Origin of the sequence: Rhizobium hidalgonense (genome assembly GCF_005862185.2) — a bacterium.
GTDB lineage: Bacteria > Pseudomonadota > Alphaproteobacteria > Rhizobiales > Rhizobiaceae > Rhizobium > Rhizobium hidalgonense.
This window is the reverse complement of sequence record NZ_CP054027.1, coordinates 2,173,918-2,199,693: the sequence shown is the minus strand read 5'-3', so window position 1 is coordinate 2,199,693 and position 25,776 is coordinate 2,173,918. Positions and strand designations below refer to the sequence as shown.

The window sequence follows — 25,776 nt, the reverse complement described above, 5'->3', positions numbered from 1 at the left end:
CCGCAGATGGAGCAGACATAGTTCAAAGCCGGGCGCGCTTCGCGTCCGGCTTTTCTCTGTCCTGAAATGTCGTTCAGCGGCGGCTCAGCAGGCCGAATACATAGGCGATGCCTGCCGTCACCGCGAGCGCCATGAGCGGTTCCTCACGAACCTTGTCACGCAACTGCTCCGTCATCAGCGACGCCTCGTCGGTCACCGCCGACTTTGCCCCCTGCCCGAGCGCGACCACGCTTTCCGTCAGCCGGGAGAGATCGTTGCGAAGGGCTGCGACCTGCGCCGACAGGTCGTCTGCTGCCATATCGGCTTTGACGCGCGCAGCGGTGGATTCGGCGGAAGCGGTTTTCAATTCAGCCATGGTCTGCTCCTGTTGCATGGGATGCCGTTTCAACGAAATGACGGCCTGAAAGGTTCCGCCGCAGCCGATCTTTTGTTGGCCCCAAAGCCACCACGGATAAGCGGCGAGCTTGTGCAGCTTTTCGCACGACAAACCCTTCATTTCCTGTCGGGTTTGTTTTAAGGAACGTCGAATGTCCGCCCGCGCGCGGCTCAATGATACTGCGAGGTTTGCGTTTCCATGTTCCATATCCTGAGAAGAGCTGCTCAGACCTGGGTTGCCAAGCTGCTCCTGCTTCTCCTCGTCGTCTCCTTCGGCGCCTGGGGCGTGTCGCATCAGCTCTTGTCGGGCGGCAACAGCACCACCGTCGTGACCGTCGGCGATCAGCATGTGGACGTCAACGAATTCCACCTGGCCTATCAGCGCCAGGTGGCAAGTCTCGGCCAGCAGTTCGGCATGCGCCTCACCCCGGAACAGGCCCGCGCCTTCGGCGTCGAACAGCAGGTGCTTGCCCAGCTCGTCGCCGGCGCCTCGCTCGACCAGCTCGCCGAAGACATGAACCTCGGCCTGTCCGAAGACCGCCTCGCTCAGCTGATCGCCGACGATCCCGCTTTCAAGGCCGTCAACGGCAAATTCGACCGCGAACTCTTCGTCTCGCGCCTGCGCAATGCCAATATCCGTCAGGACGATTACATCAAGGAGCGCAGCAAGGTCGCCGTCCGCAGCCAGGTCGTCGATGCCATCTCGAACGGCTTTTCCGCCCCGAAGACGCTGGTCGACGCTCTGAAACTTTATGGCAATGAAAGCCGCAGCATCGACTATCTGCTGCTCACCAATGCCAATATCGAGCCGATCAAGGCGCCTGCCGATGACGTGCTGGCGACTTGGTTCGACGGCGTCAAGCAGCGCTATCAGGCGCCGGAGTACCGCAAGCTCGTCTATCTCAAGCTGCAGCCCGCCGATATCGCCGACGCTGCGACTGTTACGGACGACCAGATCCACGAAGCCTTCGACAAGAGCAAGGATACCTACCGCACGCCGGAAAGCCGCACCATCGAACAGCTGAGCTTTGCCAGCAAGGATCTTGCCGCCGCCGCCGAAACGGCGCTGAAGGGCGGCACCAGCTTCGACCAGCTGGTCACCGACCAGGGCAAGACGGCAAGCGACGTGCTGCTCGGCGAATTCACCAAGGACAAGGTACCCGACCAGGCCGTTGCCGATGCGGCCTTCGCAGTTTCGAAGGACGGCGGCACGACACCTGTCGTCGATGGTTCCTTCGGCGCGGTCATCCTGCGCATCACCAACATCAAGCCGGAAACGGTGAAAAATTTCGACGAGGTGAAGGAGGACATCCGCAAGCAGCTGGCGCTCTCCAATGCCTCACAAGAAGTGATCAACGTTCATGACCGCATCGAAGATCTGCGCGCCGGTGGCGCCACGCTCGAGGATATTGCCGGCCAGCTGAAGCTTAATGCCGTGACCGTCGACGCCGTCGATATGACCGGCGCCGACAAGGACGGCAAAGAGGTCAAGGATATCCCCGTCAGGCAGCAGCTGCTCGGCGAAGCCTTCAAGACCGAGGTCGGCGTCGACGCGCCGCCGCTGCCGATCGGCAATGACGGCTATGTCTGGTTCAACGTCCGCGAAATTACCCCGACCCGCGAGCGCCCGGTCACCGAAGTCCGCGAAAAGGCGGTCGAAGACTGGACGGCGGAACAGCAGAAGGCCGAACTCGCCAAGAAGGCTGATGCATTAAAGGCTGAGGCAGCCAAGGGCACCGCGCTTGCCGATATCGCAACGCCGCTCGGCATCGCAGTCGAAAGCAAGAGCGGCATCACTCGCTCCACCGATGATCCGGTGCTTGGCCGCGCCGGTGTCACCGCGGCCTTCTCCGGCCCCGTCGATGCGGTCGCCAGTGCCGTCGGCGCCGATCCCTCGACGCAGATCCTGATGAAGGTCACCGAGGTCAACAGCGAGCCGACCAGCGACGCGCTGAACAACCGAGATGCCCAGATCACCGCCATGGCCAATGCCGCCGGCGACGATATTCTCGATCAGATGGTCAACCTACTGCAGACGCAGTACGGCGCACAGATCAACCAGACGCTCGCCGAACAGGCGACGCTTCGTTAGGAGGCTTTATGACCGATCTGAAGCCGTTCCTGGCCAAGGCCGCAAACCGCGAGCCGCTGACGCGTGACGAGGCGCGCGCCGCCTTCGACATCCTGATGTCCGGCCAAGCGACGCCCTCGCAGATCGGCGGCTTCCTGATGGCGTTGCGCGTGCGCGGCGAAACCGTCGACGAGATCGTCGGCGCCGTCACCGCGATGCGTTCGAAGATGCTGACCGTCGAGGCGCCGGCCGATGCGATCGACATCGTCGGGACAGGCGGCGATGCCAGCGGCACCTACAATATCTCGACGCTGGCGGCGCTGATCGTCGCCGGCGCCGGTGTTCCCGTCGCAAAACACGGCAACCGGGCGCTGAGCTCGAAATCCGGCGCGGCGGATAATCTGGCCGCTCTCGGCGTCAAGCTCGATGTCGGCCCCGAGATCATCTCCCGCTGCATCACCGAGGCCGGCGTCGGCTTCATGTTCGCGCAGCTTCATCATTCCGCCATGCGCCATGTCGGCCCCTCGCGTGTCGAACTCGGCACCCGCACCATCTTCAATCTTCTGGGGCCGCTCTCCAGCCCGGCCGGCGTCCGCCGCCAGCTGCTCGGCGTCTTCTCGCCGCAATGGTTGGTGCCGCTTGCCGAAGTCATGCGCGATCTCGGCTCCGAATGCGTCTGGGTTGTCCATGGCGACGGCCTCGACGAGATTACCACGACCGGCGTCACCAAAGTCGCAGCCCTTGAAGACGGCAAGATCCGCACTTTCGAGCTGTCGCCCGCCGATTTCGGTGTCAGCCCCTGCGTACTCGCCGATATCAAGGGCGGTGATGGTGTTGCCAATGCCGCAGCGCTTCGCGAGGTGCTCAGCGGCGCAAAGAATGCCTATCGCGATGTCTCGCTCGCCAATGCCGCCGCCTCGCTGGTTATCGCGGGCAAGGCGGCGACAATCCGCGACGGCATGACACTTGCCGCGCAGTCGCTGGATAGCGGCGCCACCGCGCTCGCCCTCGACAAACTCATCGCCGTTTCCAACGATATCGACTAGGATTGGCCGATGACCGATATCCTGAAGAAGATCGAACTCTATAAGCGCGAGGAAATCGCCGCCGCCAAGGCTGCCGTGTCGCTTGCCGATCTCAAGGCGATGCAGGCCGGCCAGTCGGCCCCGCGCGGCTTCTACAAGGCGCTGGTCGCCAAGCGGCAGGCCGGCGATTTCGGTCTGATCGCCGAGATCAAGAAGGCAAGCCCCTCCAAAGGGCTGATCCGTCCGGATTTCGATCCGCCGGCGCTGGCAAAGGCCTATGAAGCCGGTGGGGCGGCATGCCTTTCGGTACTGACCGACACGCCGAGTTTTCAGGGCGCGCCGGAATTTCTGACGACGGCGCGGGCCGCCTGCGCCCTGCCGGCCCTGCGCAAGGACTTCATGTTCGAGACCTATCAGGTCCATGAGGCGCGTGCCTGGGGTGCTGACTGCATTCTCCTCATCATGGCGTCGCTGAGCGATGACGAGGCTGAGCGTCTGCAGGACGAAGCCTTTTCGCTCGGCATAGACGTGCTGGTCGAGGTTCACGACGCGCCGGAAATGGAACGCGCATTGAAGCTTTCCTCGCCGCTGATCGGCATCAACAACCGCAACCTGCGAACCTTCGAGGTCAGCCTGACGGTCAGCGAGACGCTTGCCTCCATGGTCCCGGCAGACCGGCTGCTCGTCGGCGAAAGCGGCATCTTCACCCATGCCGATTGCCAGCGGCTACAGGCGGTCGACATCAATACCTTCCTCGTCGGCGAAAGCCTGATGCGCAAGGAGGATGTGGCCGCAGCCACCCGCGCGCTGCTCTTTGGCGAAGCCGCCATCGCGGCCGAATGATATGAGCGGCGCAAAGCCCGGTCTGACCCATATCGATGCCTCCGGCGAGGCGCATATGGTCGATGTCTCCGACAAGGCCGAGACGGTGCGCATCGCCACGGCCGAGGGCCATGTGAAAATGGCGCCGCAAACACTCGCGCTGATCCGCCAGGGCAATGCCAAGAAGGGCGATGTGATCGGCACCGCGCGCCTTGCCGGCATTATGGCGGCAAAACGCACCGCTGATCTCATCCCGCTCTGCCATCCGCTCATGCTGACGAAGGTCACGGTCGAGATCGAGGAGGATGCCGCCCTGCCCGGCCTGCGCGTCACGGCAACCGCCAAGCTGACCGGCAAGACCGGCGTGGAGATGGAGGCGCTGACCGCCGTCTCGGTCGCTTGCCTGACGATCTACGACATGGCCAAGGCCGCCGACAAGGCGATGGAGATCGGCGGCGTCCGACTGCTCGAAAAATCCGGCGGCAAATCCGGCGATTTCCGTCATCCGGAGGCGAAATGAACCTTCTGCCTGTCGCCGAGGCCCTCAACCGCCTGCTCTCCCGCGCAAAGCCCGTTGCCGTGACCGAGACGCTGCCGCTCGCAGAAGTTGAAGGCCGCGTTCTCGCCGTCGATCTCACGGCCGGCCTCACCCAGCCGCCCTTCAATGCGTCGGCCATGGACGGCTATGCGCTGCGCCGTGAAGACGCACCGGAGCCGGGCGCCGTGCTGAAGGTCATCGGCACCTCTTCCGCCGGCCACGGCTTTGAGGGAAGCGTCGGCAAGGGAGAGGCCGTCCGCATCTTCACAGGGGCGCCTGTCCCTTCAGGCGCCGATAGCGTCCTGCTGCAGGAGGATGCGGAGAAGATCGAAGGCGGCGTCCGCACCAATTTCCCTGTACGGCAGGGCCAGCACGTGCGTCCCCGCGGCCAGGATTTCGTCGAAGGCGAAGTCGTGCTGCCTGCCGGCACGGTGCTCGATTTCTCGCGGCTGACGGTCGCTGCCGGCATGAACCGGCCTGAGGTCGACGTGCTGCGACGCCCGCTAATCGCCATCCTTGCAACCGGCGATGAGTTGCTGCCACCCGGAAGCACGCCCGGCCCTTCGCAGATCATCGCCTCCAATACGTTCGGCATCGCAGCCCTTGCCCGCAAGGCCGGTGCCGATGTGCTCGATCTCGGCATCGTGCCTGACGACAAGGCAAAAATCACCGCGGCGATCGACATGGCGCGGGACGCCAAGGTCGATGTCATCGTCACGCTCGGCGGTGCTTCGGTCGGCGACCATGATCTGGTTCAGGCGACGCTGATCGAGGCCGGCATGCAGCTCGATTTCTGGCGCATCGCCATGCGCCCCGGCAAACCGCTAATGGTCGGCAGCTTCGGCGAGACGCATGTGCTCGGCCTGCCCGGCAATCCGGTCTCGAGCCTGGTCTGCTCCTTGCTCTTCCTCGAGCCGCTGATCCGCAAACTCGCCTCCCTGCCGCCAATGCGGCGCGAGGCAATGGTGGAGGCGGCCGTCACGCTGCGCGCCAATGATCATCGGCAGGACTATATCAGGGCAAAACTTACGAAATCCACGACCGGAAACTGGCTGGCCGAGCCCTTCGGCAAGCAGGACTCCTCGATGATGAAGGTGTTTGCGCAAGCCGATTGTCTCATCATCCGCCCGCCGCATGCGCCGGAGCTGCCGGCCGGGGCGCCCTGCCCGGTCATGCTGTTGCGGCCGGATCTTCTCGGGTAATTTTGGCTTTAAACTTTGTCGGCGAGCGAGAAAACGCCCGCCTGCACCGCCGTGCCACGGCTGCCCGCCCCAAAATCGGCGACCGCATGGGTGGCGATTCGCCTGAGTTCCCTTTGCGGCAGGTGAGCGCGCTCGGGATCACCGATCAGCACCTCAATCCCGCTCGCCTGGCAACGCTGCAGGAAAGCCATCACCCGCACAGCAAGGGCGGAATCGTAGAACAGGTCACCGACAACGAGGAGATCAGTCTTCTCCGGCGGTGGTGAGTCGATGATATCGCCGGCGACGGCAACGATGTCCACGCCGTTGATCGCCGCATTGAGACCGATTGCAGCAATGGCATTGGCATCGATATCGATCGCCGTAGCCGCAGCAGCTCCAGCCTTCGCCGCCGCAATGGCGACGAGACCGGAGCCGGCGCCGAGATCGAGGACGCGGCGGCCGGCAACGATTTCCGGCCGGTCGAGCAGATGGCGGGCAAGAACCGCGCCGCCGGCCCAGGGATAGGCCCAGTAAGGCGGGAGATCGGTCTCTTCCCGGCCTGCAAGCCGCCAGAGCCCGCTCGCAGGCCCTGCCGTATGCAGCAGCATGTCGGGGATGGCCGGGACTGGCGAGATCGGCAGGTTGGCCTGGATGAAGGCGGCCGCATCGGGATGCGATATGCCGGAGCGTTTCATCATCGTCACGCTCCCTGCCCCATCATGAAATCCGGCGTTTCAATACACGGCATGCGATGTCGAGAAACAAAGCCCTCCGCCTGACCCGGCGAAGGGCTGCCGGCGCAATCAGCCGGGTTTCTTCTTCGAGAACTTGCCCTTCGGCCCAGCGCCACCCTTGCCCTCATATTTCGGGCGTTCAGACTTAGCGCCTTCGGACTTCCCGCCTTCAAATTTCGGCTTGTCGTATTTAGGCTTGTCGGATCTCGGGCCGTCGAAACCGGGCTTGCCCGATTTCTTGCTCCAGGGCTTGCTATCCTGTCTTTGCTGGCCGCTATTGTCGGCTGCAGCATATCCGCCGCCCGGGCCCTTGCCGAACTTGTTCTTCGGGCGTTCGTCGCGGAATGTGTCGCTCGGCCTGTCGTCGCGCGACGACTTGCCGGCATAGGGTTTCGGCGACGGCGCCCGGCTGAAGTCCGGCGTGCCGGAAAGCCGGGTCACGCGGATGCCGCGTTCGAGCGTCTTGTTCGGTCCGAGGGCTTCCTGGAAACCATCGGCACTTGCCGCGGCGATCTCCACGAAGGTTTCCTCGGGCTGCATCTTGATGGCGCCGATCTCGCGCTTGGTCACATTGCCGTTGCGGCAGAGCATCGGGATCAGCCAGCGCGGCTCGGCATTCTGCTTGCGCCCGACCGAGACGGAGAACCAGACGCTGGCGCCGAAATCTTCGCGCGGCCCCTTCTGTGCCGGCTCGTAGGGCTCGGCATTGTCGCGGCGCTTGCGGCCGCGATCGTCCTGCACCGTGACCTCGATCAAATCCTCCGGCGCCGAATGATTGGTGCGATAAAGGCGCAGGAAGGCGGCGGCGAGCTTTTCGGCGCCGTGGCTGGAAAGCAGCTGCTGCACCAGTCCCTGCTCTTCCTCCTGCGGCGCTTCGCTGAAGATCGGATCGGCGAGCAATCGCTCGTCATCGCGTTCGCTGACCTCCTCGGCTGACGGCGGTCGCGCCCAGGCTGCCGAAATGCCGGCATTCTCCAGCAGGCGTTCAGCCTTGCGCCGTGCGTTCAGCGGCACGATCATGGCGCTGATACCCTTGCGCCCGGCCCGGCCCGTGCGGCCGCTGCGGTGCAGCAGCGTGTCCGGATTGGTCGGCAGGTCGGCATGGATAACAAGATCGAGGCCGGGCAGGTCGATACCGCGGGCGGCGACATCGGTCGCGATGCAGACGCGAGCGCGCCCGTCGCGCATCGCCTGCAGCGCATGAGTGCGCTCATTCTGCGTCAACTCGCCGGAAAGCGCTACGACCGAGAAATTGCGGTTGTTGAAGCGCGCGGTCAGGTGATTGACGGCGGCGCGCGTCGAACAGAAGACGATGGCGTTGGTCGCTTCGTAGTAGCGCAGCACGTTGATGATCGCGTTCTCGCGGTCGCTCGGGGCCACCATCAGCGCGCGATATTCGATGTCGACATGCTGCTTTGCCTCGGCCGCGGTGCTGATGCGCACGGCGTCACGCTGGTAGCTCTTGGCAAGCTTGGCGATCGCCGCCGGCACCGTCGCCGAAAACATCAGCGTCCGGCGCTCATCCGGCGCCGAATCGAGAATGAATTCGAGATCCTCGCGGAAACCGAGATCGAGCATTTCGTCGGCTTCGTCGAGCACGGCGGCCTTCAGTTCCGACATGTCGAGCGCCCTGCGGCGGATATGGTCGCAGAGTCGGCCGGGCGTGCCGACGACGATATGGGCGCCGCGTTCGAGCGCACGGCGCTCGCTGCGGATGTCCATGCCGCCGACGCAGCTTGATATCACCGCGCCGGTCATCTCATAGAGCCATTCGAGCTCGCGTTTCACCTGGAGGGCAAGTTCACGCGTCGGCGCGATGACCAGGGCGAGCGGCGCGCCGGCATTGCCAAAGCGTTCGCTGCCCTGGAGCAGTGTCGGCGCCAGCGCCAGACCGAAGGCGACGGTCTTGCCGGAGCCCGTCTGGGCCGAGACCAGCGCGTCGGACGCAGCGAGCGCCGGATCGAGCATCGCCTTCTGCACCGGGGTGAGTTCGGCGTAACCGCGCTTCTGCAACGCCTTGGCGATCGCCGGAACGACGCCGTTTAATTCTGTCATGAGTTCGATCTTTCGGAGCTGTCAGGCGCGAAATGCGCCATGGCCGGAGCCAGCCGGCGGGTATTTGCGCCGTTCCTAGCCGCTCCCGCGGCGATTGTCAAAGCGTGCGGCTGCGCCACAGCCACGCGTCAATATGGCTTGCCCGGCCGCGCAACGTCGTTTCCAATGGCCCCTCCATCCGGCCGGCCTGCAGTAGCGCGCTGTCGGGGCCCGCGGCGCGGACGATTTCGTCGCTCAGCGCCAGCTCGACGCCGTGGCGGGCGGCGACCTCCATCAGGCGGCTTCCGACATTGATGGTGTCGCCCGCCGCAGTGATCTGCTGCCTGTCGCCGGTGCCGAGACGCGAGGCGACGATCGGGCCGCAATGGGCTCCGACCTTGAAGCCGATCTTCTTTTGGGCAAAGCCGGCATGGGCGCCAAGCCAAGCCCGGGTGCGCTCGCACAGGCTGACCGCGCAGGAGGCGGCCCGGGATGCATCGTCATCGGCAGGCTCCGGCAGGCCGAACAGGATCATCGCCCCGTCGCCCATGAAGCTGGTGATGGCGCCGCCATGAGCGCGCGCTTCCTCGTCGATCACTTCGAAGAAGCCGCTCAGCACTTCGCTGACCTTGACCGGTCCGAGGGATTCGCTGAGGCCGGTGAAGCCTGAGAGATCGATGAAGATGACGGCAGCGTTCTGGCGCACGGGTTTGGCGAGGAAATTCGGATCGCGCGCCAGCCACTCGCCGAGGCCGGGCGCCTCGATGCGCTGCAGCAGCGCGCTCTGCTCGGCGAAATGGCGGGCGCGGCCGCGGTCTAACCAGAGTTCGGCCGCGCCGAGGATCAGCGCCGGCGGCAGAGCGGCGGCGATCGGCAATGCCGCACTCAGCCAGTAGCCATGCGCAAAGGCCGACAGATTGAGCATTGCCCAGATGATGAGCGTCAACACGATGATGAGATAACCCGCCGCACTCCGGCGCCAGGCGATCAGGCAAACCAGTACGAGTGTCAGACCGACGGCGATGCCGGCGTCGATCAGCCTGATCCTGTGGTCGCGCACCATGCCGTCGCCGGTGACGAGATGGGTGATCGCAGTCGACATCACCTCGACGCCGGGCATGACGGGATCGAACGGCGTCGGAAAGACGTCGCCGCCGCCGGTGACCGTCGAGCCGATAACGACGATGCGGCCGACGACCGCATCGGCAGCCAGCTTGTCGTCAAGCGCATCGGCGGCGCTGAAGGTTGAGATGCTGCCGTGCCCGCCATAGAAGGTCACCGGAAGCCGTTGGCCGATATCGGTGGGAATGCGTAGCTTGCCGAGCATGATGGCGTCGGCTTCGATGCTGGGATCGACACCGAGCGCCACCGAAGCGGCCCGTAGCGGAAAGGCCGGATCCAGCCGGTCGGCGGCCCGCGAAATCAGCGGAATGAAGCGAGGTGTGCCGGTCTGATCGGTCGCGACATTGACGATGCCGACCGCGGCCGACTCGGCAAAGCGGGGAAGCGGCAAGAGAAGCTCGCTCGCCTCGGGAATGGCGGCAAGCGGATCGTTCGCCGCGTCGGAGACTTGCTGGCGGCTTTGCGCGAAGGTGGCGGCCCCTGCAATCACGCTCGGCCCCTGGGCAAGGGCGGTCGCCAGCGCCGCATCGCCCTCCTCCGGCCCCGGATCGACCAGCAGAATATCCAGCGCCAGGGCCTTGGGCTTCAACGCGGTGATGGCGCCGACCAACCGCGCGAGGGTGGCCCGGTCCAGCGGATAGCCGTGCGCGGCGGCGGTGCGGTCGTCGATGGCGACGATCGACACGACCGGTGGCGGTGTCTTTGCCCCGATGATGGCGCTGCGGATATCGGCAAGCGAAGCCTCCATCCGGTCGAGAAGGCCGCTTCGGCCATTGAGGTTGGCATAGCCGAGCGCGGTCGCCCAAAGACCGGCGAGCAGCAGCGCGATCCCGGTCTGCAGGCGATGGTTCATGGATTATTGGCCGAGACGGGCAAGAAGAGCGGCAACGCGTGGCGCCGGCCAGCGACGCACGACGAGCGGCTCCGTTCCGCCACTGACGTCGACACCCTCGCCGGGCGACAGCACCACTTGCTCACCGGCCGGCCGGCGCACCGCGACGCTGCCTCGGACGACCAACACCGAGGTCTTGCCGCCGGCGACGTCGACCGCCCATTGCGTGCCGCGCACGGCGGCGATCGCTTGCGGTGTCACCACCTGGAAACCACCCGCATGCTGGCTGCTGTCGACATCGACGACAATGGCCTTGCGCCGCAGCGATGCCGAATCGGGACTGCCGTCACGGTTGCGGTCGGCAAGGCGGAAGGAAGCGCCGGCCTCCGCCGTCACCTTGACGCCGCCCGGACAACTGAACACTTGGCGGGCGCCGGCGTCGCGCGACATCGTGCACCCGGCAGACTGCGCAAAGGCCGCCCCATGCGGAATGAGGCCGACAGCAAGTACGGCGGCGAGCAGGCTGCGAAACGTCCTATTCATGGAAAGCCCCCATGACCGTGCGGACAGCTTTTTCGAAAGCGCCCGCCAACCGTCTTCTTCCATGTTGGGCATGATAGCCGAATTCGGATATTTCCCTAGGCAAAAAAGCAAACCGCCACAATCGCAAGGCGATTTCTTAGCGCCTGGTGTCGGTTTCGGGCGCTGGTCCGGCGTAGCGCGCCCGCGGCCGGATCAAGTCGCCGCTGTCGATCTGCTCCATCGCATGCGCCAGCCACCCGGCGGAACGGGCAAGCGAGAACATGATGATCGGCGCCTCCTTCGGAAGATCGAAGGCGGCGGCCATCGCGGCAAGCGCGAAATCTAAGTTGACCTTCTCGCCGACCACCGCCTCCCCTGTATCCCGAAGCTCGGCAAAGTCCCGCGGCAGGGGAAAATGCGAAAGCAGCGCCGAGGCCCTGATATCGCCGTCGGGATAGAGCGGATGGCCGAAGGCCGGCAGCCGATTGCCCTGGGCAAGCGTGCGGCGGATTGCCTGCGCCGCGCCGAGGACGGTGGCCGCCTCGATCAAGGCGTCGACGCCCTGCCAGGCGGCGCCATGCAGCGGCCCCGTCAATGTCGCCATGCCGGAAAGCACGGCGGCCGAAAGGGCCGCACCCGCCGATGCCGCGACCCGCGCCGCAAAGGTCGAGGCATTGAGTTCGTGATCGGCAAGCAGCACCAGAGCCCGACGCAGGCAATCAGCAGCATCAGGTCGCTGCCAGCTTGCCGCAAGCCTGCAATGCAGCGGCTGATCCGAACGCCCAGGCGCCAGCGCATCGGCGACGGTGGAGAGCACGCCTTGCGCCTCACGGCGAAGGGCTGCCGGCGAACGGCCGAGCGACGGCAGATCCGATGTCACTCGCCCGGCAAGCGCCACGAACGCAGCCTGGAGCGAGGGAGCGGCATGCCCGGCTTCGGCGCTGGAGGAGGACACCACATCCGCACCATTCCAAAGCAGTGCCGCGGTCTGCTCCAGCGTCGCCGCTTCGGCAAGATCGGCCGCGTCCCGTCCGCGATAGAAAAGCCGTCCGCCGATAATGGTGGAGATTGCCGAGGACAGAACCGGATCGCCCCAGCGGATCGCCTCGGCGGCAACGGTTTCGGTCTTGCGGCGACCGGCATGGCGTTCTGCGAGTCGCTGCACATCGGCAGACTGGTAGAGGCGGCGGCGCGGGTCGGCGGGATCGTCCTTCGCCCGGATGCGCCCGCGGCTGACATTGGCGTAGAGCGTCTGCGGCTTGGTCTTCAACGCACGCAGCGCCTCCTCGGCGGTCAACCACGACATTGGAGCCTCATATTGATCAATTGCATCAAGATTGACGTCAATGAGACTAGGTCGGATCATCTGGGCCGTAAAGGAGATAACAACATGAAAAACGGCTTGGAAGATGTCATTGCCGCCGAAACGCAGCTTTCGGATGTCGACGGCGAAGCGGGTCGGCTGATCATCCGCGGCGTATCGCTGGATCATCTGATCGCAGGCGGCACCTATGAAGGGGTCGCCGCCTTATTGCTCGACGGACTGATGGAACGAAGCTTCGGCGAAACCGACTTGCGTGACTGGCTGGCGAAGGCGCGAACGGCGATGTTCGGCCATATCAAAGCCGCCGACGCCGCCGTGCTCGCCCTGCCCCCGGTCGATGCCATGCGGGCGCTGATTGCCCGGCTGCCCGACGGCGAGGATTTCGACACGGCGCTCAGCCTCATGGCCGCGCCCGCAGTCTACCTACCGGCGGTTCTGCGGCTGCAGCGCGGTCAAAGACCGATCGCGCCCAACGCTTCGCTGTCGCAGGCGGCCGATATCCTGCGCATGTTGACCGGAAAGTTGCCGAGCAAGGAGCAGACGGCAGCACTCGATACCTACCTCGTGACGATCTCGGACCACGGCCTCAACGCCTCGACCTTCGCATCGCGCGTCATCGCCTCGACGCATGCCGGTCTGACCTCTTCGGTCCTGGCGGCGTTGAGCGCACTGAAAGGACCGCTGCATGGCGGTGCGCCGGGTCCCGTGCTCGACATGCTGGACGCGATCGGAACAGCGAAGAATGCCGGGCCATGGCTCGGCGAAGCGCTCGACCGTGGCGAAAGGCTGATGGGCTTCGGTCATCGCATCTACCGCGTCCGCGATCCCCGCGCCGATGCGCTGAAAGGCGCGCTGAAGCCGTTGATCGCCTCCGGACAGGTGGACAGCGCCCGCGGTGCTCTGGCCGAAGCCGTGGAGGCGGCTGCCTTGGCGATCCTCAAGGTTCGCAAGCCGGACCGGCCGCTCGACGTCAATGTCGAATTTTATACCGCACTGCTGCTGGAAACGCTCGGCTTCCCGCGTCAGGCCTTCACCGGCGTCTTTGCGATCGGTCGCACCGTCGGTTGGCTGGCGCATGCCCGCGAACAGGCGCTCGACGGCCGATTGATCCGGCCGCGCTCGGTCTATATCGGCCCACTACCGGCCGCTGCTTGAAGATGGAACTCGGCGGCGGGGCGTGTCCCTGCCGCCGAGCGTCAACCACCGATGAAGGCGGCGAGGTTGTCGAGCGTCAAACGACAGCCTTCTTCATTGTCTTCAAGGCGAATGCCCAAGGGGATGTTGTCGCAGACCATCGTCACATCGGTGCCGCCGTCGGCAGGCGCCAATGTCGTGCTGACCGTCATCTCGCCGGAAAAGCTCTGATCTTCGGAATCGAAACGTGTGGCCCAGACAATGCGTTCGTCGGGCACGAGCCTGACAAAACGGCCTTCGAACCTGTCTGCTTTGTCAGAGGTCTTGCCCGGCGGCGACGCCTCGTCATCGGGATAGACGAGCGACATGCTGAAGGCGCCGCGTTCCCTGCCCTCGAAGGCATGGACGATGCCCTTCATGGAACCGGGCGGCAACCAAGTGGCGACCGCCTCCGCGTCCAGGAAGGCACGGTAGATGCGCTCGGGTGGCGCGGCGATGAAGCGTGAAACGGTCGTGCTGCGTTGGCTGGCCATGCCGGCGAAATAGAGCGGCACAAGCACATTCCCAGATCGCGCGTGAAATCGCGCGATCTGGATCGTCATCATGGGTTAGACGAGGCGGCTTTGTTCCGTCGCCGCTTCAATGAAGCTGGCAAACAGCGGATGCGGGTCGAGCGGCCGGCTCTTCAGTTCTGGGTGATATTGCACGCCGATGAACCAGGGGTGATCGGGATATTCGATCGTCTCCGGCAGCACCCCATCCGGCGACATGCCGGAAAAGACGAGGCCGCAGCTCTCGAGCCTGTCCTTGTAGTCGACATTGACCTCGTAGCGGTGGCGATGACGTTCGGAAATATCGGTGGAACCGTAGATATCCGAGATTTTCGTGCCCTTCTTGAGCGCCGCCTTATAGGCGCCGAGGCGCATCGTGCCGCCGAGATCGCCTGCTGCCGTGCGCTTCTGCAACTCGTTGCCCTTGACCCATTCGGTCATCAGGCCGACCACCGGCTCCTTGGTCGGACCGAATTCGGTCGAGGAGGCGCCGGACACGTCGGCGAGATTGCGCGCCGCCTCGATGACCGCCATCTGCATGCCGAAGCAGATGCCGAAATACGGCACTTTGCGTTCGCGGGCGAAGCGCGCCGCATGGATCTTGCCTTCCGAACCGCGTTCGCCGAAGCCGCCGGGCACGAGGATGCCGTGCACCTTTTCGAGATAGGGCGCCGGATCTTCCTTTTCGAAGACCTCGGACTCGATCCATTCGAGCTTGACCTTGACGCGATTGGCGATGCCGCCGTGATGCAGCGCCTCGATCAGCGACTTATAGGCATCCTTGAGGCCGGTATATTTGCCGACGATCGCGATCGTCACTTCGCCCTCAGGCGTGCGGATGCGGTTGCAGACCTCTTCCCAAGGGTCGAGACGCGGCTTAGGCGCCGGCTCGATGCCGAAGGCGGCAAGCACTTCGTCATCAAGGCCTTCCTTGTGGTAGGCGATCGGCACATCGTAGATGTTGGCGACATCGAGCGCCTGGATGACGGCGGACGGGCGCACGTTGCAGAACAGCGACAGCTTGCGGCGCTCGGCTTCCGGGATTTCGCGGTCGGCGCGCACCAGCAGGATATCGGGATGAATGCCGAGCGCCTGCAACTCCTTGACCGAATGCTGGGTCGGCTTGGTCTTCAGCTCGCCGGCCGCCGGAATGTAGGGCATCAGCGTCAGGTGGACGTAAACGGCGGTGCCGCGCGGCAGATCGTTGCCGAGTTGGCGGATCGCCTCCATGAACGGCATCGCCTCGATGTCACCGACCGTGCCGCCGATCTCGCAGATGACGAAGTCGTAGTCGTCATTGCCCTCGACAACGAAATCCTTGATCTCGTTGGTGACGTGCGGGATGACCTGTACCGTCGCGCCGAGATAGTCGCCGCGCCGTTCCTTGTCGATGATGTTCTTGTAGATGCGGCCGGTGGTGATGTTGTCGGTCTTGGTCGCCGAACGCCCCGTGAAGCGCTCGTAGTGGCCGAGATCGAGATCGGTTTCCGCGCCGTCGTCGGTGACGAAGACCTCGCCGTGCTGGGTCGGGCTCATCGTGCCCGGGTCCACGTTCAGATAGGGATCAAGCTTGCGAAGCCTGACCCGATATCCACGGGCCTGCAGCAACGCTCCGAGAGCCGCGGCCGCAATTCCTTTTCCGAGAGAGGAAACCACGCCGCCAGTGATGAATACGTATCGCGCCATGGGATTCACCGGATACCTTCTCAAAAACGATTCCACCAGCCCCAAAAATTCTTTTCCGGAATTTTCGGAGCGTGGCGCAGGAATCTGAACAAAAGAAAACCGGCAGACCCTGGGGCCTGCCGGCGGTTTATGTCGAAGCCCGGTTTACTGTCCCGTCGGGACGCCGGAAGGTTGAGCCGGTGCCGGCGTCGCGGCCGGAGCTGCGGGCTCAGTCGTCGCCGGAGCAGTGGTTGCCGGTGCGGTGGCAGCCGGAGCAGTCGTTGCAGGAGCCCCACTTGCCGGAGCTTGGGCGGCGGGAGCCTGAGGCGCGGGCGTTGCCGCCCCGCTGCTCGGAACACCGTTGCCGGCCGGCGGAGTTGCCGGAGCCTGCGCGCCGCCGCCGAGCGAATCGAGGATGCCGTTGCCCTGGCCGCCTGTTGCCGGAATGCGGTCGAGAATGTCGCTCGGACGGCCTTCGTAACGCGTCAGAATGCCGAGGCCGAGCGAGGTCAGGAAGAACAGGGTCGCAAGGATCGCGGTCGTGCGCGTCAGCGCATTGGCCGTGCCGCGGGCCGACATGAAGCCCGAACCGCCGCCGATGCCGAGGCCGCCGCCTTCCGAACGCTGGATGAGCACGACGCCGACGAGGGCGAGCACGATCATGAGATGAATGACAATCAATACGGTCTGCATGGGTCCAGTCCTGCCCGCCTGAAGACGGACATAAGTAAGAATTCTGGCGGCTCTTTACATGAGGCTTTCATCTATTCCAAGCCCTTGGGCCCGGAATAAACTGCGAATGAACAATGCCTCAGGCGAGCAGCGCCTCATAGGCCCGGTAAATGGCGAGGAAGTCGGAGGCTTTCAAGCTCGCCCCGCCGATCAGCGCGCCGTCGACATTGGCAATGCCCATCAGCTCGCCGGCATTGGTCGGTTTGACCGAGCCGCCGTAGAGAAGACGCATCTTGCGGCCTTCATTGCCGAAGCGGGCCACGAGCTCGGCGCGCATGAAGGCATGCGCCTTTTCGACGTCGCCTGATGTCGGCGTCACACCGGTGCCGATCGCCCAGATCGGCTCGTAGGCGATGACGGTGCTTTCGGCGGTGGCGCCGTCCGGAACCGAGGCGGAAAGCTGGCGCTTGATGACATCGAGCGCCTGCCCCGCGCGGCGTTCGTCAGCCGTCTCGCCGATGCAGATGATCGCCGTCAGTTCGGCGGCAAAGGCTGCCTCCGCCTTGGCGCGCACCAGATGATCTGTTTCGGCATGATCGGTGCGCCGCTCGGAATGGCCGACGATGACATAGGTGCCGAAAGCATCGGCGATCATTTCAGCCGAGATGTCGCCGGTATGCGCACCGGATGCCTTCTGATGGCAATCCTGCGCGCCGATCGAAAGCGGGCTGTCGGTGCAGAGCGCAGTCGCAACGTAGAGCAGCGTCGTCGGCGGGCAGATCAGCGCCTCGACCTTGTCGGCGAGCGGCGGGCGTACGCCCTCGGCGATCGCCTTGATCTGATCGAGGGAGGCACGCGTCCCGTTCATTTTCCAATTTCCCGCCACGAGCGGTCGCACGTCAGGTGTCATGCCGGCCTTCCCAAAATCTGTCGATGCCTGCGGCAATATCAAAAGCTTGTGGCAAAGAAAAGCATCATGCCCCTGACGTAACGGGAATCCCTGCCATCTGGCGCATATTTCTGCCGAAATACGATGGGCGGCACGCTTCAGCCGGCGAGAATCCAGCTTAACACCCTGCGCCAGTCGATCATCCGCATCGGCGTTCCGTGATTTCCAGTCTGAAACAGCGTGAAGCGCGTCGGATATTTGGCCTTGTGCAGGCTTTCGAACAGCGCTTGCTGATCGCTTGCGGCATAGACCGGGTCACGGCTGCCATGGGCGAACCAAAGCGGCAACTTCGCCTTGTAGAAGGCGCTCCTGGTGAAATCGGGATCGGTGACGCCGCTCATGATAAGCATGCCCTGCAGCCGCTTGACGCTGTCGCCGTCGCGCGCAATGCCCCAGCAGACCTGGCTGCCCATCGAGGCGCATGAAAGGATGATCGGCCGGCCCGGCGACTGGGCGCTGGCATAACGGATGAGGCCGGCGATCGCGGCAACGCCGTTGCTGTCGAAGCTCCTGACCGTCGGCGAATAATAGACGCCGCCATTGCCGGCGACGAGGTTCTTCAGCCGGTTGAAATTGCCGCCGAAACTGTAGTCGTTGGCCCCCAGCCGGCGGTCGCCGTCGCGGCCATGGATGAAAATTACCGTGAAGGCGGCATTCTGGGCCGGTCCCACCCTGGTGACATCGAGCCCGATGCCGTCGAGCGACAGCGTCTCGTCGGCCTGGGTCTTGCGGATGCCGAGTGCCACATATTTCTGCTGCACCCGCTTTTGCGGGATCTGGTCGCGGCCGTTGATATCGCGCATCTCGTCATAGTCGATGACCTCGAAGGCGCCGTCATCGCCCGTCTGCAAGATGGTCTGCTTCGAAAACAGATCGTCCTTGAAGGGCGGCAGCGTATCGGCCGCCCGCGCCGGGCCGACGGAAGACAGCGCGGCTGCGGACAGGAAAAAGGCCGCAATTGCCGATATAACAGTGCAATGACTTGTGGACATTCGCATGCGGATGGTTTCCTGAAGCCTGCCGCCGCTTGCCATTCTGCGCCCGGCAACGCAAATCATGTATGAAAAGCCCGCCAAAACGGGCGGTGTCGCGTATAGATGTGCTTTCTGGCAAAATCTGCCTGATTCGCAAACGTGACATGAAATGCGGTGATTTTGGGTCGGCGGAGGATGCAAGCCCCAAGCCAGACCCAAGACAGGATGAAGATCTGAACGGCTCCATGGACGATAGCAACGACCTCTTTTCCGGAATGCCCCTCTCTGAGAAACGCGAGGAGGCACAAAAGCCTGCCGCCCCCGCCGAGCGGCCGCCGGTGACGGCTGCGCCCGTCGCCGCAGTTGCACCTAATGCCGGAGCCTCTCCTGCCGCTGGAGCCTCTGCGCGCCCGGCCCCCGCTGCGTCGAACTCGGACGAGTACGGTGCCTCGTCGATCCGCGTCCTCGAAGGCCTCGAGCCGGTGCGCATGCGCCCGGGCATGTATATCGGCGGCACAGACGAGAAAGCGCTGCACCACCTATTTGCCGAAGTCATCGACAATGCGATGGACGAGGCGGTCGCTGGACACGCCAATTTCATCGAGGTCTATCTTGACCTCGAGGGTTATATCACCGTCTCCGACAACGGCCGCGGCATCCCGGTCGAGAACCATCCGCAGGTTCCGGGCAAGTCGACGCTCGAAGTCATCATGACCAAATTGCATGCCGGCGGTAAATTCGACGGCAAAGCCTACGAGACCTCGGGCGGCCTGCATGGCGTCGGCGTCTCGGTCGTCAACGCGCTCTCCGACGACCTCGAAGTGGAAGTGGCGCGTAACCGCAAGCTTTACCGCCAGCGTTTTTCCCGCGGCCTGCCGCAGGGCGGGCTCGAAGAATTGGGCGACGTCCACAATCGCCGCGGCACCCGCGTGCGCTTCCATCCCGACCCGCAGATATTCGGGGATCACATGAAGTTCGACGCCGCCCGGGTGTTCCGGATGGCGCGCTCCAAAGCCTACCTGTTCGGCGGCGTCGAGATTCGCTGGAGCTGCGAAGCGGGTGTCTTGCCCGAAGGCTCTGAGGTGCCCGACAAGGCCGTCTTCCACTTCCCCGGCGGCCTGAAGGATTATCTCCAGGCGACGATGGGCAAGGAATTCACCGTCACCCGAGAGATCTTTGCCGGCAAAACCGAGAAGGTGAGCGGCCACGGCTCGATGGAATGGGCGATCACCTGGTATGGCGGCGATCCGCAGGTGCATTCCTATTGCAACACCATCCCGACGCCCGAAGGCGGCACGCACGAGGCGGGTCTGCGCATCGCGCTGACCAAGGGCTTGAAGGCCTATGCCGAGCTGACGCAGAACAAGCGCGCTGCGCAGATCACCACCGATGACGTGATGATCTCGGCCGTCGGCATGCTGTCGGTCTTCATCCGCGAGCCGGAATTCGTCGGCCAGACCAAGGACAAGCTTGCGACCGTCGAGGCTCAGCGCATCGTCGAGAACGCGCTCCGCGATCCCTTCGACCACTACCTTGCCGACAATCCGAACGAATCGGCCAAGCTGCTCGACTGGGTTATCGAGCGCGCCGAGGAGCGCCTGCGCCGCCGCAAGGAAAAGGAAGTCAACCGCAAGACGGCGGTGCGCAAGCTCCGACTGCCTGGCAAGCTCGCCGACTGCTCACAGAATACCGCCGAGGGCGCCGAACTCTTCATCGTCGAGGGCGATTCGGCAGGCGGCTCGGCCAAGCAGGCGCGCAATCGCACTAATCAGGCCATTCTTCCTCTGCGCGGCAAGATCCTCAACGTTGCGAGTGCCGGCCGCGAAAAGTTTGGCGCCAACCAGCAGCTCGCCGATCTCATCCAAGCGCTGGGCTGCGGCACCCGCTCGAAATACCGCCAGGAAGACCTGCGCTACGAGCGCATCATCGTCATGACCGATGCCGACGTCGACGGCGCCCATATCGCCTCGCTGCTCATCACCTTTTTCTACCAGGAAATGCCGGAGTTGGTGCGCGGCGGACACCTCTTCCTCGCCGTGCCGCCGCTCTATAAGATTACCCAAGGCTCGAAATCCGCCTATGCCCGCGACGACAATCATCGCGCCGAGCTGATGCAGACGGAATTCAAGGGCAAGGCCAAGGTCGAGATCAGCCGCTTCAAGGGCCTCGGCGAGATGATGGCCGCCCAGCTCAAGGAAACCACCATGGATCCGTCCAAGCGCACCCTGCTCAAGGTCATGATCGACGAGGTGGATTTCGAAGGCACCCGCAGCGCCGTCGACGATCTGATGGGCACCAAGCCGGAAGCCCGCTTCCGCTTCATCCAGGAGCGCGCGGCCTTTGCCGAAAATCTCGATATTTAAAACATACTGATAGCGCGCCGAACCGCGGGATAGACAAGGTTCGGCGCGCCCACATTTGAGCATCAACGATTTCATCGAACTGACGAAGAACCGTAACAACTCCGTCAAACAACCGGCGCATGAAGCGATCGGCGCACGCCCTTGAGGGAACATCTGCGCCGGCTCGTTTCAACCCCTTGCCGGATCTTGTCATGACCAAGCGTTTTCTCGCGACAGCCGCTTTCGTTCTCCTGTCCAGCACCGTCACCGCCAGCGCCACCGATATCGGCGCCACCGTCGAGACCGCCTGCCCCTTCGGCGATTGCGCCGCCGGCATTTCGCTCTCCTATCTCGGTGAATTCGTCATCCCCAGCGGCCACATGGAAAACGGCGTCGAATTCGGCGGCATATCAGGCCTCGATTTCGATGCCGCCACCGGCCACTACATCGCCATCAGCGACGACCGCTCCGAAAGAGCCCCGGCCCGCTTCTATGAGCTGGACGTCGATGTCGAAACGGCGGGTCTCGAGGGTGTCTCGGTAGTCAAACAGGTGACGCTAAAGGATAAGAACGGCGAGCCCTTCGCCGCCAGGACCGTCGATCCGGAAGCGATCCGCCTCGGCAAGGACGGCATCTATTGGGGCAGCGAAGGCGACGGCAAGGCGCTACTGCCGCCCTTCGTCCGCGTCGCTGCGCCGGACGGTTCGTTCGTGCGCGAATTCAAGCTGCCGGAGGGCTTTGCGCCGACCGCCGACAAGTCGACCGGCATCCGCGATAACCTCGCCTTCGAGGATCTCGCCGTCGCACCGTCCGGCGATGTTTTCGTCGGTGTCGAAGCTGCGCTCTACCAGGACGGCCCCAACCCCTCGCTGACCTCGGGCAGCCTGTCGCGCATCATCCGCTACGACGGCGCCAGCGGCGAGCCGAAGGCTCAATATGTCTATCCGGTCTCGCCGATCCCGCAGGCCGCCACCAAGCCCGATGGCGGCAACGACAACGGCATGTCGGAAATGCTGGCACTCGACGATCACCGTCTGCTCGCCGTCGAGCGCAGCTATGCCCAGGGCTTCCGCAACAGCATCAAGATCATGATGATGGATCTGGCCGACGCGACCGACGTATCCGCCATCGCTTCGCTCACCAAGAACGACCAGCGCGTCGTTCCCGCCCGCAAGAGCCAGATCCTTGATTTGAGAGCAATCGGCCTCGTTCCCGACAATATCGAGGCGATGTCCTGGGGCAAGGCCAAGGACGGCAGCGACGTCCTCATTCTCGGCTCCGACAATAATTTCTCGGCCGGCCAGAAGACGCAATTTTACGCCTTCAAGATTTTACGTCGCCCGCAACAGTAAGACATCAGCTCTGCCCGCCGAATAGCGACGCTTTGTATGCGCTTTCACGGTGCGGACCTTGAAACCGCCGGGTTGATGGCCCATAACCAGAGCATAAGAAAAAGAAGAGGCGCGTGTGGGTGTGTTCGACCGTCAGAAAAGCAATCATGAACCGCGATGGCTCGGATCGTCAGCGCCAACACGTACGCCGTTGATTCCCTCCATCTCGGCGGCGCGCTGGCTGCTGGTTCTCATCGTCGCGGCCGGTGTCTATTTCTTCTACGGCTTCCTCGTGCCGGTGCTGGCGGCTCTCGTCATCGGCTTTGCCAGCTGGCCGCTCTACCGCAAGCTTCTTGCCCGCGTCGGCGGCAATACCACGATCGCCGCAACCATCGCCATCATCATGATCATCACCTTCCTGGTGATCCCGATCGGGCTTGCGGTCACCTATACGACGGGCGAAGTGCGCAACTGGGTTGCCTGGACCATCCACGCCAATCGCGCCGGCGCCCCGACACCGGCCTGGATCGTTGCGCTGCCGTGGGCAGGCGCCTATCTCGATGAAGTCTGGACCAAATATATCGGCAGCCCCGGCGCCCTCGGCGAGGTCATCCAGGCGGTTAGCGGCGCCAATATCGGCAATATCTACCGCGCCGTACTTGCGGCCGGCGGCGGCGCCTTTCACCTGCTGCTGACGCTGCTCTTCATGCTGATCGCGCTGTTCTTCGTCTATCGCGACGGTTTTTCCTTCTCCAAACAGATCGACATGCTGGGCGAGCGCATCCTGCCGAACCGCTGGGAGCGCATTTCCCGCGTCGTGCCGGCGACGATCAGCTCCACCGTCATGGGCATGACGCTGATTGCCATCGGCGAAGGCATCGTGCTCGGCCTCGCCTACTGGATTGCCGGCGTGCCGTCGCCGGTGACACTCGGTGTGCTCACAGGCGTCATGGCGCTGATCCCGGGCGGCGCGCCGCTCTCCTTCACGCTGGTCTCGATCTATCTGCTGGCGAGCGGCTCGCATGTCGCCGGCGTCGGTCTCTTCGTCTGGGGAACGGTCGAACTCTTCATCGTCGATAAGACGCTGCGGCCGAAGCTCGTCGGCGGCCCAATCAAGCTGCCCTTCCTGCCGACCTTTTTCGGCCTCGTCGGCGGCGTCAAGACGATGGGATTCCTCGGCCTCTTCATCGGCCCCGTGCTGATGGCACTGATCGTCGCCATCTGGCGCGAGTGGATCCACGAGGCCCGCAACGCTGAAAAGGGCGAGACGGGACCACAGGTCCTCCTCGACGAGCAGGCGCCGCCGTCCAAAACGATCCCCCGCGTCGCCGAAGGCTGAACCTTTATCCCAGCCGCTTTTCCATGAACAGGCTGAGCGGGTCCGGCAGATAGCTGCCGAAAGGCTCGATGTCCTGGTAACCGTATTTGCGGTAGAGAGCGATCGCCTCGGGCTGGTAGATGCCGGTTTCAAGTCGGATCGCCGTCAGTCGTTTATCCCTCGCGATCGCTTCCAGCCCGTTCATCAGGCCGCTGGCAATCCTCAGCCCCCTCGCCTCTGGGTCGACAAACATCCGCTTGATCTCCGCCGTGCCATCGCCGGCCTCGACCAGCGCGCAGCAGCCGACGATCGCATCGTCGTTGCGCGCGACCAGGAAACTCACCGAAGGCTTCTCCAGTAGGGAGAGATCGACCAGATGGTTGCTCTCGGCGGGATAGAGCGACTGCGCATAGGCATCGGAAAGATCGAGCAGGCGGATGACGCCCTCCTGACGCGGCGGCTCCATGGCGATGGTGACGGACATGCTGTCTCTTTCTGCTGGCGCAGGGCACAATTTTTTCCGACATGACCAAGAGTTAATGCCCTTGCCTTCATTCGGTTGGAATTGCGCCCTCTAAGACGATGACATGCTCAATAGCCAAGGAGGCAAAATATGCAAGCGGTGCTGATCGCGATGACCATTCTCGGTTGCGACGATTCCATCAGCCAGTGCAGCTATGTCGCGACAGTCGACAAACGCTGGGAGACGGTTGCCGCCTGCGATGCCGAATCCGAACGTCGGCTGAAAACCTATGCCAATGTCAGCTATCCCTCGGTGATTGCGGTATGCGAGGCGCCGAAAGCCGTCGCTGCCGCCGAACAGCCGAAGCCGGCGCCGGTACCGCCGGCCGTTCCCGCTGCGGCCGAACAGCGCCCCCAGGGCTTGCTTGCCTTTGCCGACGACATTGCCGGACGGGTCCGCGATCACCTGCCCACCGGCAGGAGCGTCAAAGATACGCTCGCCAAGCCAGTGCATTTCGTCTCCGCCAGCTATTCCTGGGTCGTGACGCGGCTGGCCGATTAAGCAGCCGCAAGCGCCGCATAAACGCGGGCCGACTGCCGCTGTTCGGCGACACCAAGCTTTTCCACCATGTCGAGCAACTCGCCGATCTCGCCATGCGCGCCGTCATGATGGCGGAATTTTTCGAGAAGACGGGCGCAGATTGCGCCGGTCACGCTGACCGACGCTTTTCTGGCAGCATCACGCCACAGCATCGTCGCCTCGACGAAGATGACGCTGATGTCTCTCGGAAGGCCGGCGGACTCGTAGAGCGCGCGCACCGCATGCATGCGCCCGGTTGCCAGGATCGAGCGCACCCGGCGTTCGCCGCAGCCTGTGAGATCGACGATCGCGCCGGCGAAGAAATCCACCTTGCCGGCGCAGAGCGCCTGCATCAGGAAGGATGGCGTCAGCCGGCCGTTGAGGCGCAGATGCTGGACGAGATCGGGGATTTCGCGCGGGGCGATGTCGCCGGCGATCGAAACGATGGCGGCCTCGGTCGCCTCACGACTGATGCGCTGGAGCCGCTGCAGGCCAATCGCCGCCTGTGCGAGCGGCAACCCCACCAGCGCATTGCTGACATGCTGGGTGAGCAGCTGCCGGGCATCGGCGGGAAGATCGCTGCGGTCGAGAAGCAGGTTGCGGATGTCGCAGCCGTCGCCGAGCCGTTCGGCGATACGTTTCAGGGATTGGCTGGAGATCACCGCGCCGTCGTTCTCGAGCAGGCAGAGCAGTTCTTCCTCGTCGCCAACCTCCGCAAGTGCCGCCGAAACCGGGCGCGTTACATGCGCCCTCGCCGCGATCAGCATGCGGGTGGCGCCGTTGCCACGCGCCGCAAGATCGACAAGATCGGCATCACCCAGAAGAGGCGAACAGGTCACCGCATGGCAGGCGACCTCGGGCTGGTCCTCGGCAAGCGAAAGGACCAGGCTGCGCGGCGCATCAGGTGACCAGGCGATCGCCTCGGCAAGTGCCAGCCGCACGCGCGGTGAAGGATCGTCGAGCAGAAAGGTCATCGCCATCTCGGCCGCCGACCGCTCGTCCACCGTCATCTCGGACTGCAGATAGGCTCGCCCGAGGGCATTCGCGGCCCGGGCCCGGTCGCCGGTCTTGGCCGTTTCGATCCAACGAAGGAAAGCTTCTATGATCACGCGACGCCCCAGCACTTGAACGCGATTCCTTCGCGTTTCATTCAATGCTGCGACCGTAGCGGCAAAAGGTTTAAGATTGGTTCACCATATTTCTTAAGCCTTTGTA

At 63.9% G+C, this 25,776-nt stretch carries 23 protein-coding genes; 10 read left to right on the top strand and 13 right to left on the bottom strand.

Annotation, left to right across the window (positions count from 1 at the left end; all coding sequences use genetic code 11):
- Positions 1 to 73: 73 nt before the first annotated feature.
- Entirely contained in the window at positions 74 to 355 is a 282-nt protein-coding gene (locus FFM81_RS10495) for a hypothetical protein (protein WP_003573046.1), read from the bottom strand.
- Between the two features lie 219 nt (positions 356 to 574).
- On the opposite strand from FFM81_RS10495, the gene FFM81_RS10490 reads away from it, so the two are divergent.
- From FFM81_RS10490 to FFM81_RS10470, 5 genes are read left to right on the top strand one after another with little or no spacing between them, the layout of a single operon-like run.
- Positions 575 to 2,467 (top strand): peptidylprolyl isomerase, encoded by a 1,893-nt coding sequence (locus FFM81_RS10490; protein WP_138384282.1) that lies wholly within the window; start codon positions 575 to 577, stop codon positions 2,465 to 2,467.
- Between the two features lie 8 nt (positions 2,468 to 2,475).
- Complete coding sequence (gene trpD / locus FFM81_RS10485) at positions 2,476 to 3,492, top strand: anthranilate phosphoribosyltransferase (RefSeq protein WP_138384281.1); 1,017 nt, start codon at positions 2,476 to 2,478, stop codon at positions 3,490 to 3,492.
- 9 nt (positions 3,493 to 3,501) lie between these two features.
- A complete protein-coding gene (trpC, locus tag FFM81_RS10480) occupies positions 3,502 to 4,314 on the top strand; it encodes an indole-3-glycerol phosphate synthase TrpC (protein ID WP_138384280.1) in 813 nt (270 codons plus the stop codon).
- A 1-nt stretch (position 4,315) separates the two neighbouring features.
- Complete coding sequence (gene moaC, locus FFM81_RS10475; protein WP_138384279.1) at positions 4,316 to 4,813, top strand: cyclic pyranopterin monophosphate synthase MoaC; 498 nt, start codon at positions 4,316 to 4,318, stop codon at positions 4,811 to 4,813.
- On the top strand, positions 4,810 to 6,033 hold the full coding sequence (locus FFM81_RS10470) for a molybdopterin molybdotransferase MoeA (protein WP_138384278.1): 1,224 nt from the start codon (positions 4,810 to 4,812) through the stop codon (positions 6,031 to 6,033). Before moaC ends, FFM81_RS10470 begins: the two co-directional genes overlap by 4 nt.
- A gap of 8 nt (positions 6,034 to 6,041) precedes the next feature.
- Here FFM81_RS10470 and FFM81_RS10465 read toward each other — a convergent pair whose 3' ends face one another.
- From FFM81_RS10465 to FFM81_RS10445, 5 genes are all read right to left on the bottom strand, one after another.
- Positions 6,042 to 6,710, bottom strand: coding sequence for a class I SAM-dependent methyltransferase (locus tag FFM81_RS10465; RefSeq protein WP_025416209.1), 669 nt, complete (start codon positions 6,708 to 6,710; stop codon positions 6,042 to 6,044).
- Between the two features lie 108 nt (positions 6,711 to 6,818).
- On the bottom strand, positions 6,819 to 8,804 hold the full coding sequence (locus tag FFM81_RS10460) for a DEAD/DEAH box helicase (protein WP_138384277.1): 1,986 nt from the start codon (positions 8,802 to 8,804) through the stop codon (positions 6,819 to 6,821).
- A gap of 97 nt (positions 8,805 to 8,901) precedes the next feature.
- Complete coding sequence (locus FFM81_RS10455; RefSeq protein WP_138384276.1) at positions 8,902 to 10,758, bottom strand: CHASE2 domain-containing protein; 1,857 nt, start codon at positions 10,756 to 10,758, stop codon at positions 8,902 to 8,904.
- Between the two features lie 3 nt (positions 10,759 to 10,761).
- Positions 10,762 to 11,280 carry a FecR domain-containing protein gene (locus FFM81_RS10450; protein ID WP_138384275.1) on the bottom strand — a complete coding sequence of 173 codons (519 nt, stop codon included), beginning with the start codon at positions 11,278 to 11,280 and terminating at the stop codon, positions 10,762 to 10,764.
- Positions 11,281 to 11,416: 136 nt separating this feature from the next.
- The gene (locus FFM81_RS10445; protein ID WP_003573028.1) at positions 11,417 to 12,565 is read right to left on the bottom strand and encodes a citrate synthase; all 1,149 of its coding nucleotides are present in this window, start codon (positions 12,563 to 12,565) and stop codon (positions 11,417 to 11,419) included.
- Positions 12,566 to 12,649: 84 nt separating this feature from the next.
- On the opposite strand from FFM81_RS10445, the gene FFM81_RS10440 reads away from it, so the two are divergent.
- Complete coding sequence (locus FFM81_RS10440; protein ID WP_003573026.1) at positions 12,650 to 13,738, top strand: citrate synthase/methylcitrate synthase; 1,089 nt, start codon at positions 12,650 to 12,652, stop codon at positions 13,736 to 13,738.
- A gap of 41 nt (positions 13,739 to 13,779) precedes the next feature.
- Here FFM81_RS10440 and FFM81_RS10435 read toward each other — a convergent pair whose 3' ends face one another.
- From FFM81_RS10435 to FFM81_RS10415, 5 genes are all read right to left on the bottom strand, one after another.
- Positions 13,780 to 14,250, bottom strand: coding sequence for an SRPBCC family protein (locus FFM81_RS10435; protein WP_025416213.1), 471 nt, complete (start codon positions 14,248 to 14,250; stop codon positions 13,780 to 13,782).
- Between the two features lie 75 nt (positions 14,251 to 14,325).
- Positions 14,326 to 15,954, bottom strand: a complete 1,629-nt coding sequence (pyrG, locus tag FFM81_RS10430; protein ID WP_025416214.1) for a CTP synthase — start codon at positions 15,952 to 15,954, stop codon at positions 14,326 to 14,328.
- A gap of 144 nt (positions 15,955 to 16,098) precedes the next feature.
- On the bottom strand, positions 16,099 to 16,626 hold the full coding sequence (gene secG, locus FFM81_RS10425) for a preprotein translocase subunit SecG (protein ID WP_025416215.1): 528 nt from the start codon (positions 16,624 to 16,626) through the stop codon (positions 16,099 to 16,101).
- A gap of 118 nt (positions 16,627 to 16,744) precedes the next feature.
- Entirely contained in the window at positions 16,745 to 17,515 is a 771-nt protein-coding gene (tpiA, locus tag FFM81_RS10420) for a triose-phosphate isomerase (protein ID WP_003573019.1), read from the bottom strand.
- A gap of 137 nt (positions 17,516 to 17,652) precedes the next feature.
- Entirely contained in the window at positions 17,653 to 18,552 is a 900-nt protein-coding gene (locus FFM81_RS10415; RefSeq protein WP_138384274.1) for an alpha/beta hydrolase, read from the bottom strand.
- Between the two features lie 221 nt (positions 18,553 to 18,773).
- Between FFM81_RS10415 and parE the strand changes: the two genes are divergently transcribed.
- The 3 genes from parE (at position 18,774) to FFM81_RS10400 (ending at position 23,540) form a co-directional block, all read left to right on the top strand.
- Complete coding sequence (gene parE / locus FFM81_RS10410) at positions 18,774 to 20,891, top strand: DNA topoisomerase IV subunit B (protein WP_003573015.1); 2,118 nt, start codon at positions 18,774 to 18,776, stop codon at positions 20,889 to 20,891.
- A 191-nt stretch (positions 20,892 to 21,082) separates the two neighbouring features.
- Complete coding sequence (locus tag FFM81_RS10405; RefSeq protein ID WP_138384273.1) at positions 21,083 to 22,222, top strand: esterase-like activity of phytase family protein; 1,140 nt, start codon at positions 21,083 to 21,085, stop codon at positions 22,220 to 22,222.
- Positions 22,223 to 22,337: 115 nt separating this feature from the next.
- Entirely contained in the window at positions 22,338 to 23,540 is a 1,203-nt protein-coding gene (locus tag FFM81_RS10400) for an AI-2E family transporter (RefSeq protein WP_138384272.1), read from the top strand.
- Between the two features lie 4 nt (positions 23,541 to 23,544).
- On the opposite strand, the gene FFM81_RS10395 is transcribed toward FFM81_RS10400, so the two are convergent.
- Complete coding sequence (locus tag FFM81_RS10395) at positions 23,545 to 24,003, bottom strand: GNAT family N-acetyltransferase (protein ID WP_138384271.1); 459 nt, start codon at positions 24,001 to 24,003, stop codon at positions 23,545 to 23,547.
- A 129-nt stretch (positions 24,004 to 24,132) separates the two neighbouring features.
- Between FFM81_RS10395 and FFM81_RS10390 the strand changes: the two genes are divergently transcribed.
- Positions 24,133 to 24,543 carry a hypothetical protein gene (locus FFM81_RS10390; protein WP_138384270.1) on the top strand — a complete coding sequence of 137 codons (411 nt, stop codon included), beginning with the start codon at positions 24,133 to 24,135 and terminating at the stop codon, positions 24,541 to 24,543.
- On the opposite strand, the gene FFM81_RS10385 is transcribed toward FFM81_RS10390, so the two are convergent.
- A complete protein-coding gene (locus tag FFM81_RS10385) occupies positions 24,540 to 25,685 on the bottom strand; it encodes a DUF2336 domain-containing protein (RefSeq protein ID WP_138384269.1) in 1,146 nt (381 codons plus the stop codon). The two genes, FFM81_RS10390 and FFM81_RS10385, sit on opposite strands and share 4 nt — an antisense overlap.
- Positions 25,686 to 25,776 lie beyond the last annotated feature (91 nt).

What these genes read in the sequence shown, in the direction of transcription:
- FFM81_RS10455 (WP_138384276.1), bottom strand. Translation starts at nt 10,758, where the DNA reads ATGAACCATCGCCTGCAGACCGGGATCGCGCTGCTGCTCGCCGGTCTT.
- FFM81_RS10435 (WP_025416213.1), bottom strand. Translation starts at nt 14,250, where the DNA reads ATGGCCAGCCAACGCAGCACGACCGTTTCACGCTTCATCGCCGCGCCA.
- FFM81_RS10450 (WP_138384275.1), bottom strand. Translation starts at nt 11,280, where the DNA reads ATGAATAGGACGTTTCGCAGCCTGCTCGCCGCCGTACTTGCTGTCGGC.
- FFM81_RS10440 (WP_003573026.1), top strand. Translation starts at nt 12,650, where the DNA reads ATGAAAAACGGCTTGGAAGATGTCATTGCCGCCGAAACGCAGCTTTCG.
- pyrG (WP_025416214.1), bottom strand. Translation starts at nt 15,954, where the DNA reads ATGGCGCGATACGTATTCATCACTGGCGGCGTGGTTTCCTCTCTCGGA.
- FFM81_RS10460 (WP_138384277.1), bottom strand. Translation starts at nt 8,804, where the DNA reads ATGACAGAATTAAACGGCGTCGTTCCGGCGATCGCCAAGGCGTTGCAG.
- FFM81_RS10390 (WP_138384270.1), top strand. Translation starts at nt 24,133, where the DNA reads ATGCAAGCGGTGCTGATCGCGATGACCATTCTCGGTTGCGACGATTCC.
- trpD (WP_138384281.1), top strand. Translation starts at nt 2,476, where the DNA reads ATGACCGATCTGAAGCCGTTCCTGGCCAAGGCCGCAAACCGCGAGCCG.
- FFM81_RS10465 (WP_025416209.1), bottom strand. Translation starts at nt 6,710, where the DNA reads ATGAAACGCTCCGGCATATCGCATCCCGATGCGGCCGCCTTCATCCAG.
- secG (WP_025416215.1), bottom strand. Translation starts at nt 16,626, where the DNA reads ATGCAGACCGTATTGATTGTCATTCATCTCATGATCGTGCTCGCCCTC.
- FFM81_RS10470 (WP_138384278.1), top strand. Translation starts at nt 4,810, where the DNA reads ATGAACCTTCTGCCTGTCGCCGAGGCCCTCAACCGCCTGCTCTCCCGC.
- FFM81_RS10445 (WP_003573028.1), bottom strand. Translation starts at nt 12,565, where the DNA reads ATGTCGTGGTTGACCGCCGAGGAGGCGCTGCGTGCGTTGAAGACCAAG.
- trpC (WP_138384280.1), top strand. Translation starts at nt 3,502, where the DNA reads ATGACCGATATCCTGAAGAAGATCGAACTCTATAAGCGCGAGGAAATC.
- FFM81_RS10495 (WP_003573046.1), bottom strand. Translation starts at nt 355, where the DNA reads ATGGCTGAATTGAAAACCGCTTCCGCCGAATCCACCGCTGCGCGCGTC.
- parE (WP_003573015.1), top strand. Translation starts at nt 18,774, where the DNA reads ATGGACGATAGCAACGACCTCTTTTCCGGAATGCCCCTCTCTGAGAAA.
- FFM81_RS10405 (WP_138384273.1), top strand. Translation starts at nt 21,083, where the DNA reads ATGACCAAGCGTTTTCTCGCGACAGCCGCTTTCGTTCTCCTGTCCAGC.
- FFM81_RS10415 (WP_138384274.1), bottom strand. Translation starts at nt 18,552, where the DNA reads ATGCGAATGTCCACAAGTCATTGCACTGTTATATCGGCAATTGCGGCC.
- FFM81_RS10395 (WP_138384271.1), bottom strand. Translation starts at nt 24,003, where the DNA reads ATGTCCGTCACCATCGCCATGGAGCCGCCGCGTCAGGAGGGCGTCATC.
- tpiA (WP_003573019.1), bottom strand. Translation starts at nt 17,515, where the DNA reads ATGACACCTGACGTGCGACCGCTCGTGGCGGGAAATTGGAAAATGAAC.
- FFM81_RS10490 (WP_138384282.1), top strand. Translation starts at nt 575, where the DNA reads ATGTTCCATATCCTGAGAAGAGCTGCTCAGACCTGGGTTGCCAAGCTG.
- moaC (WP_138384279.1), top strand. Translation starts at nt 4,316, where the DNA reads ATGAGCGGCGCAAAGCCCGGTCTGACCCATATCGATGCCTCCGGCGAG.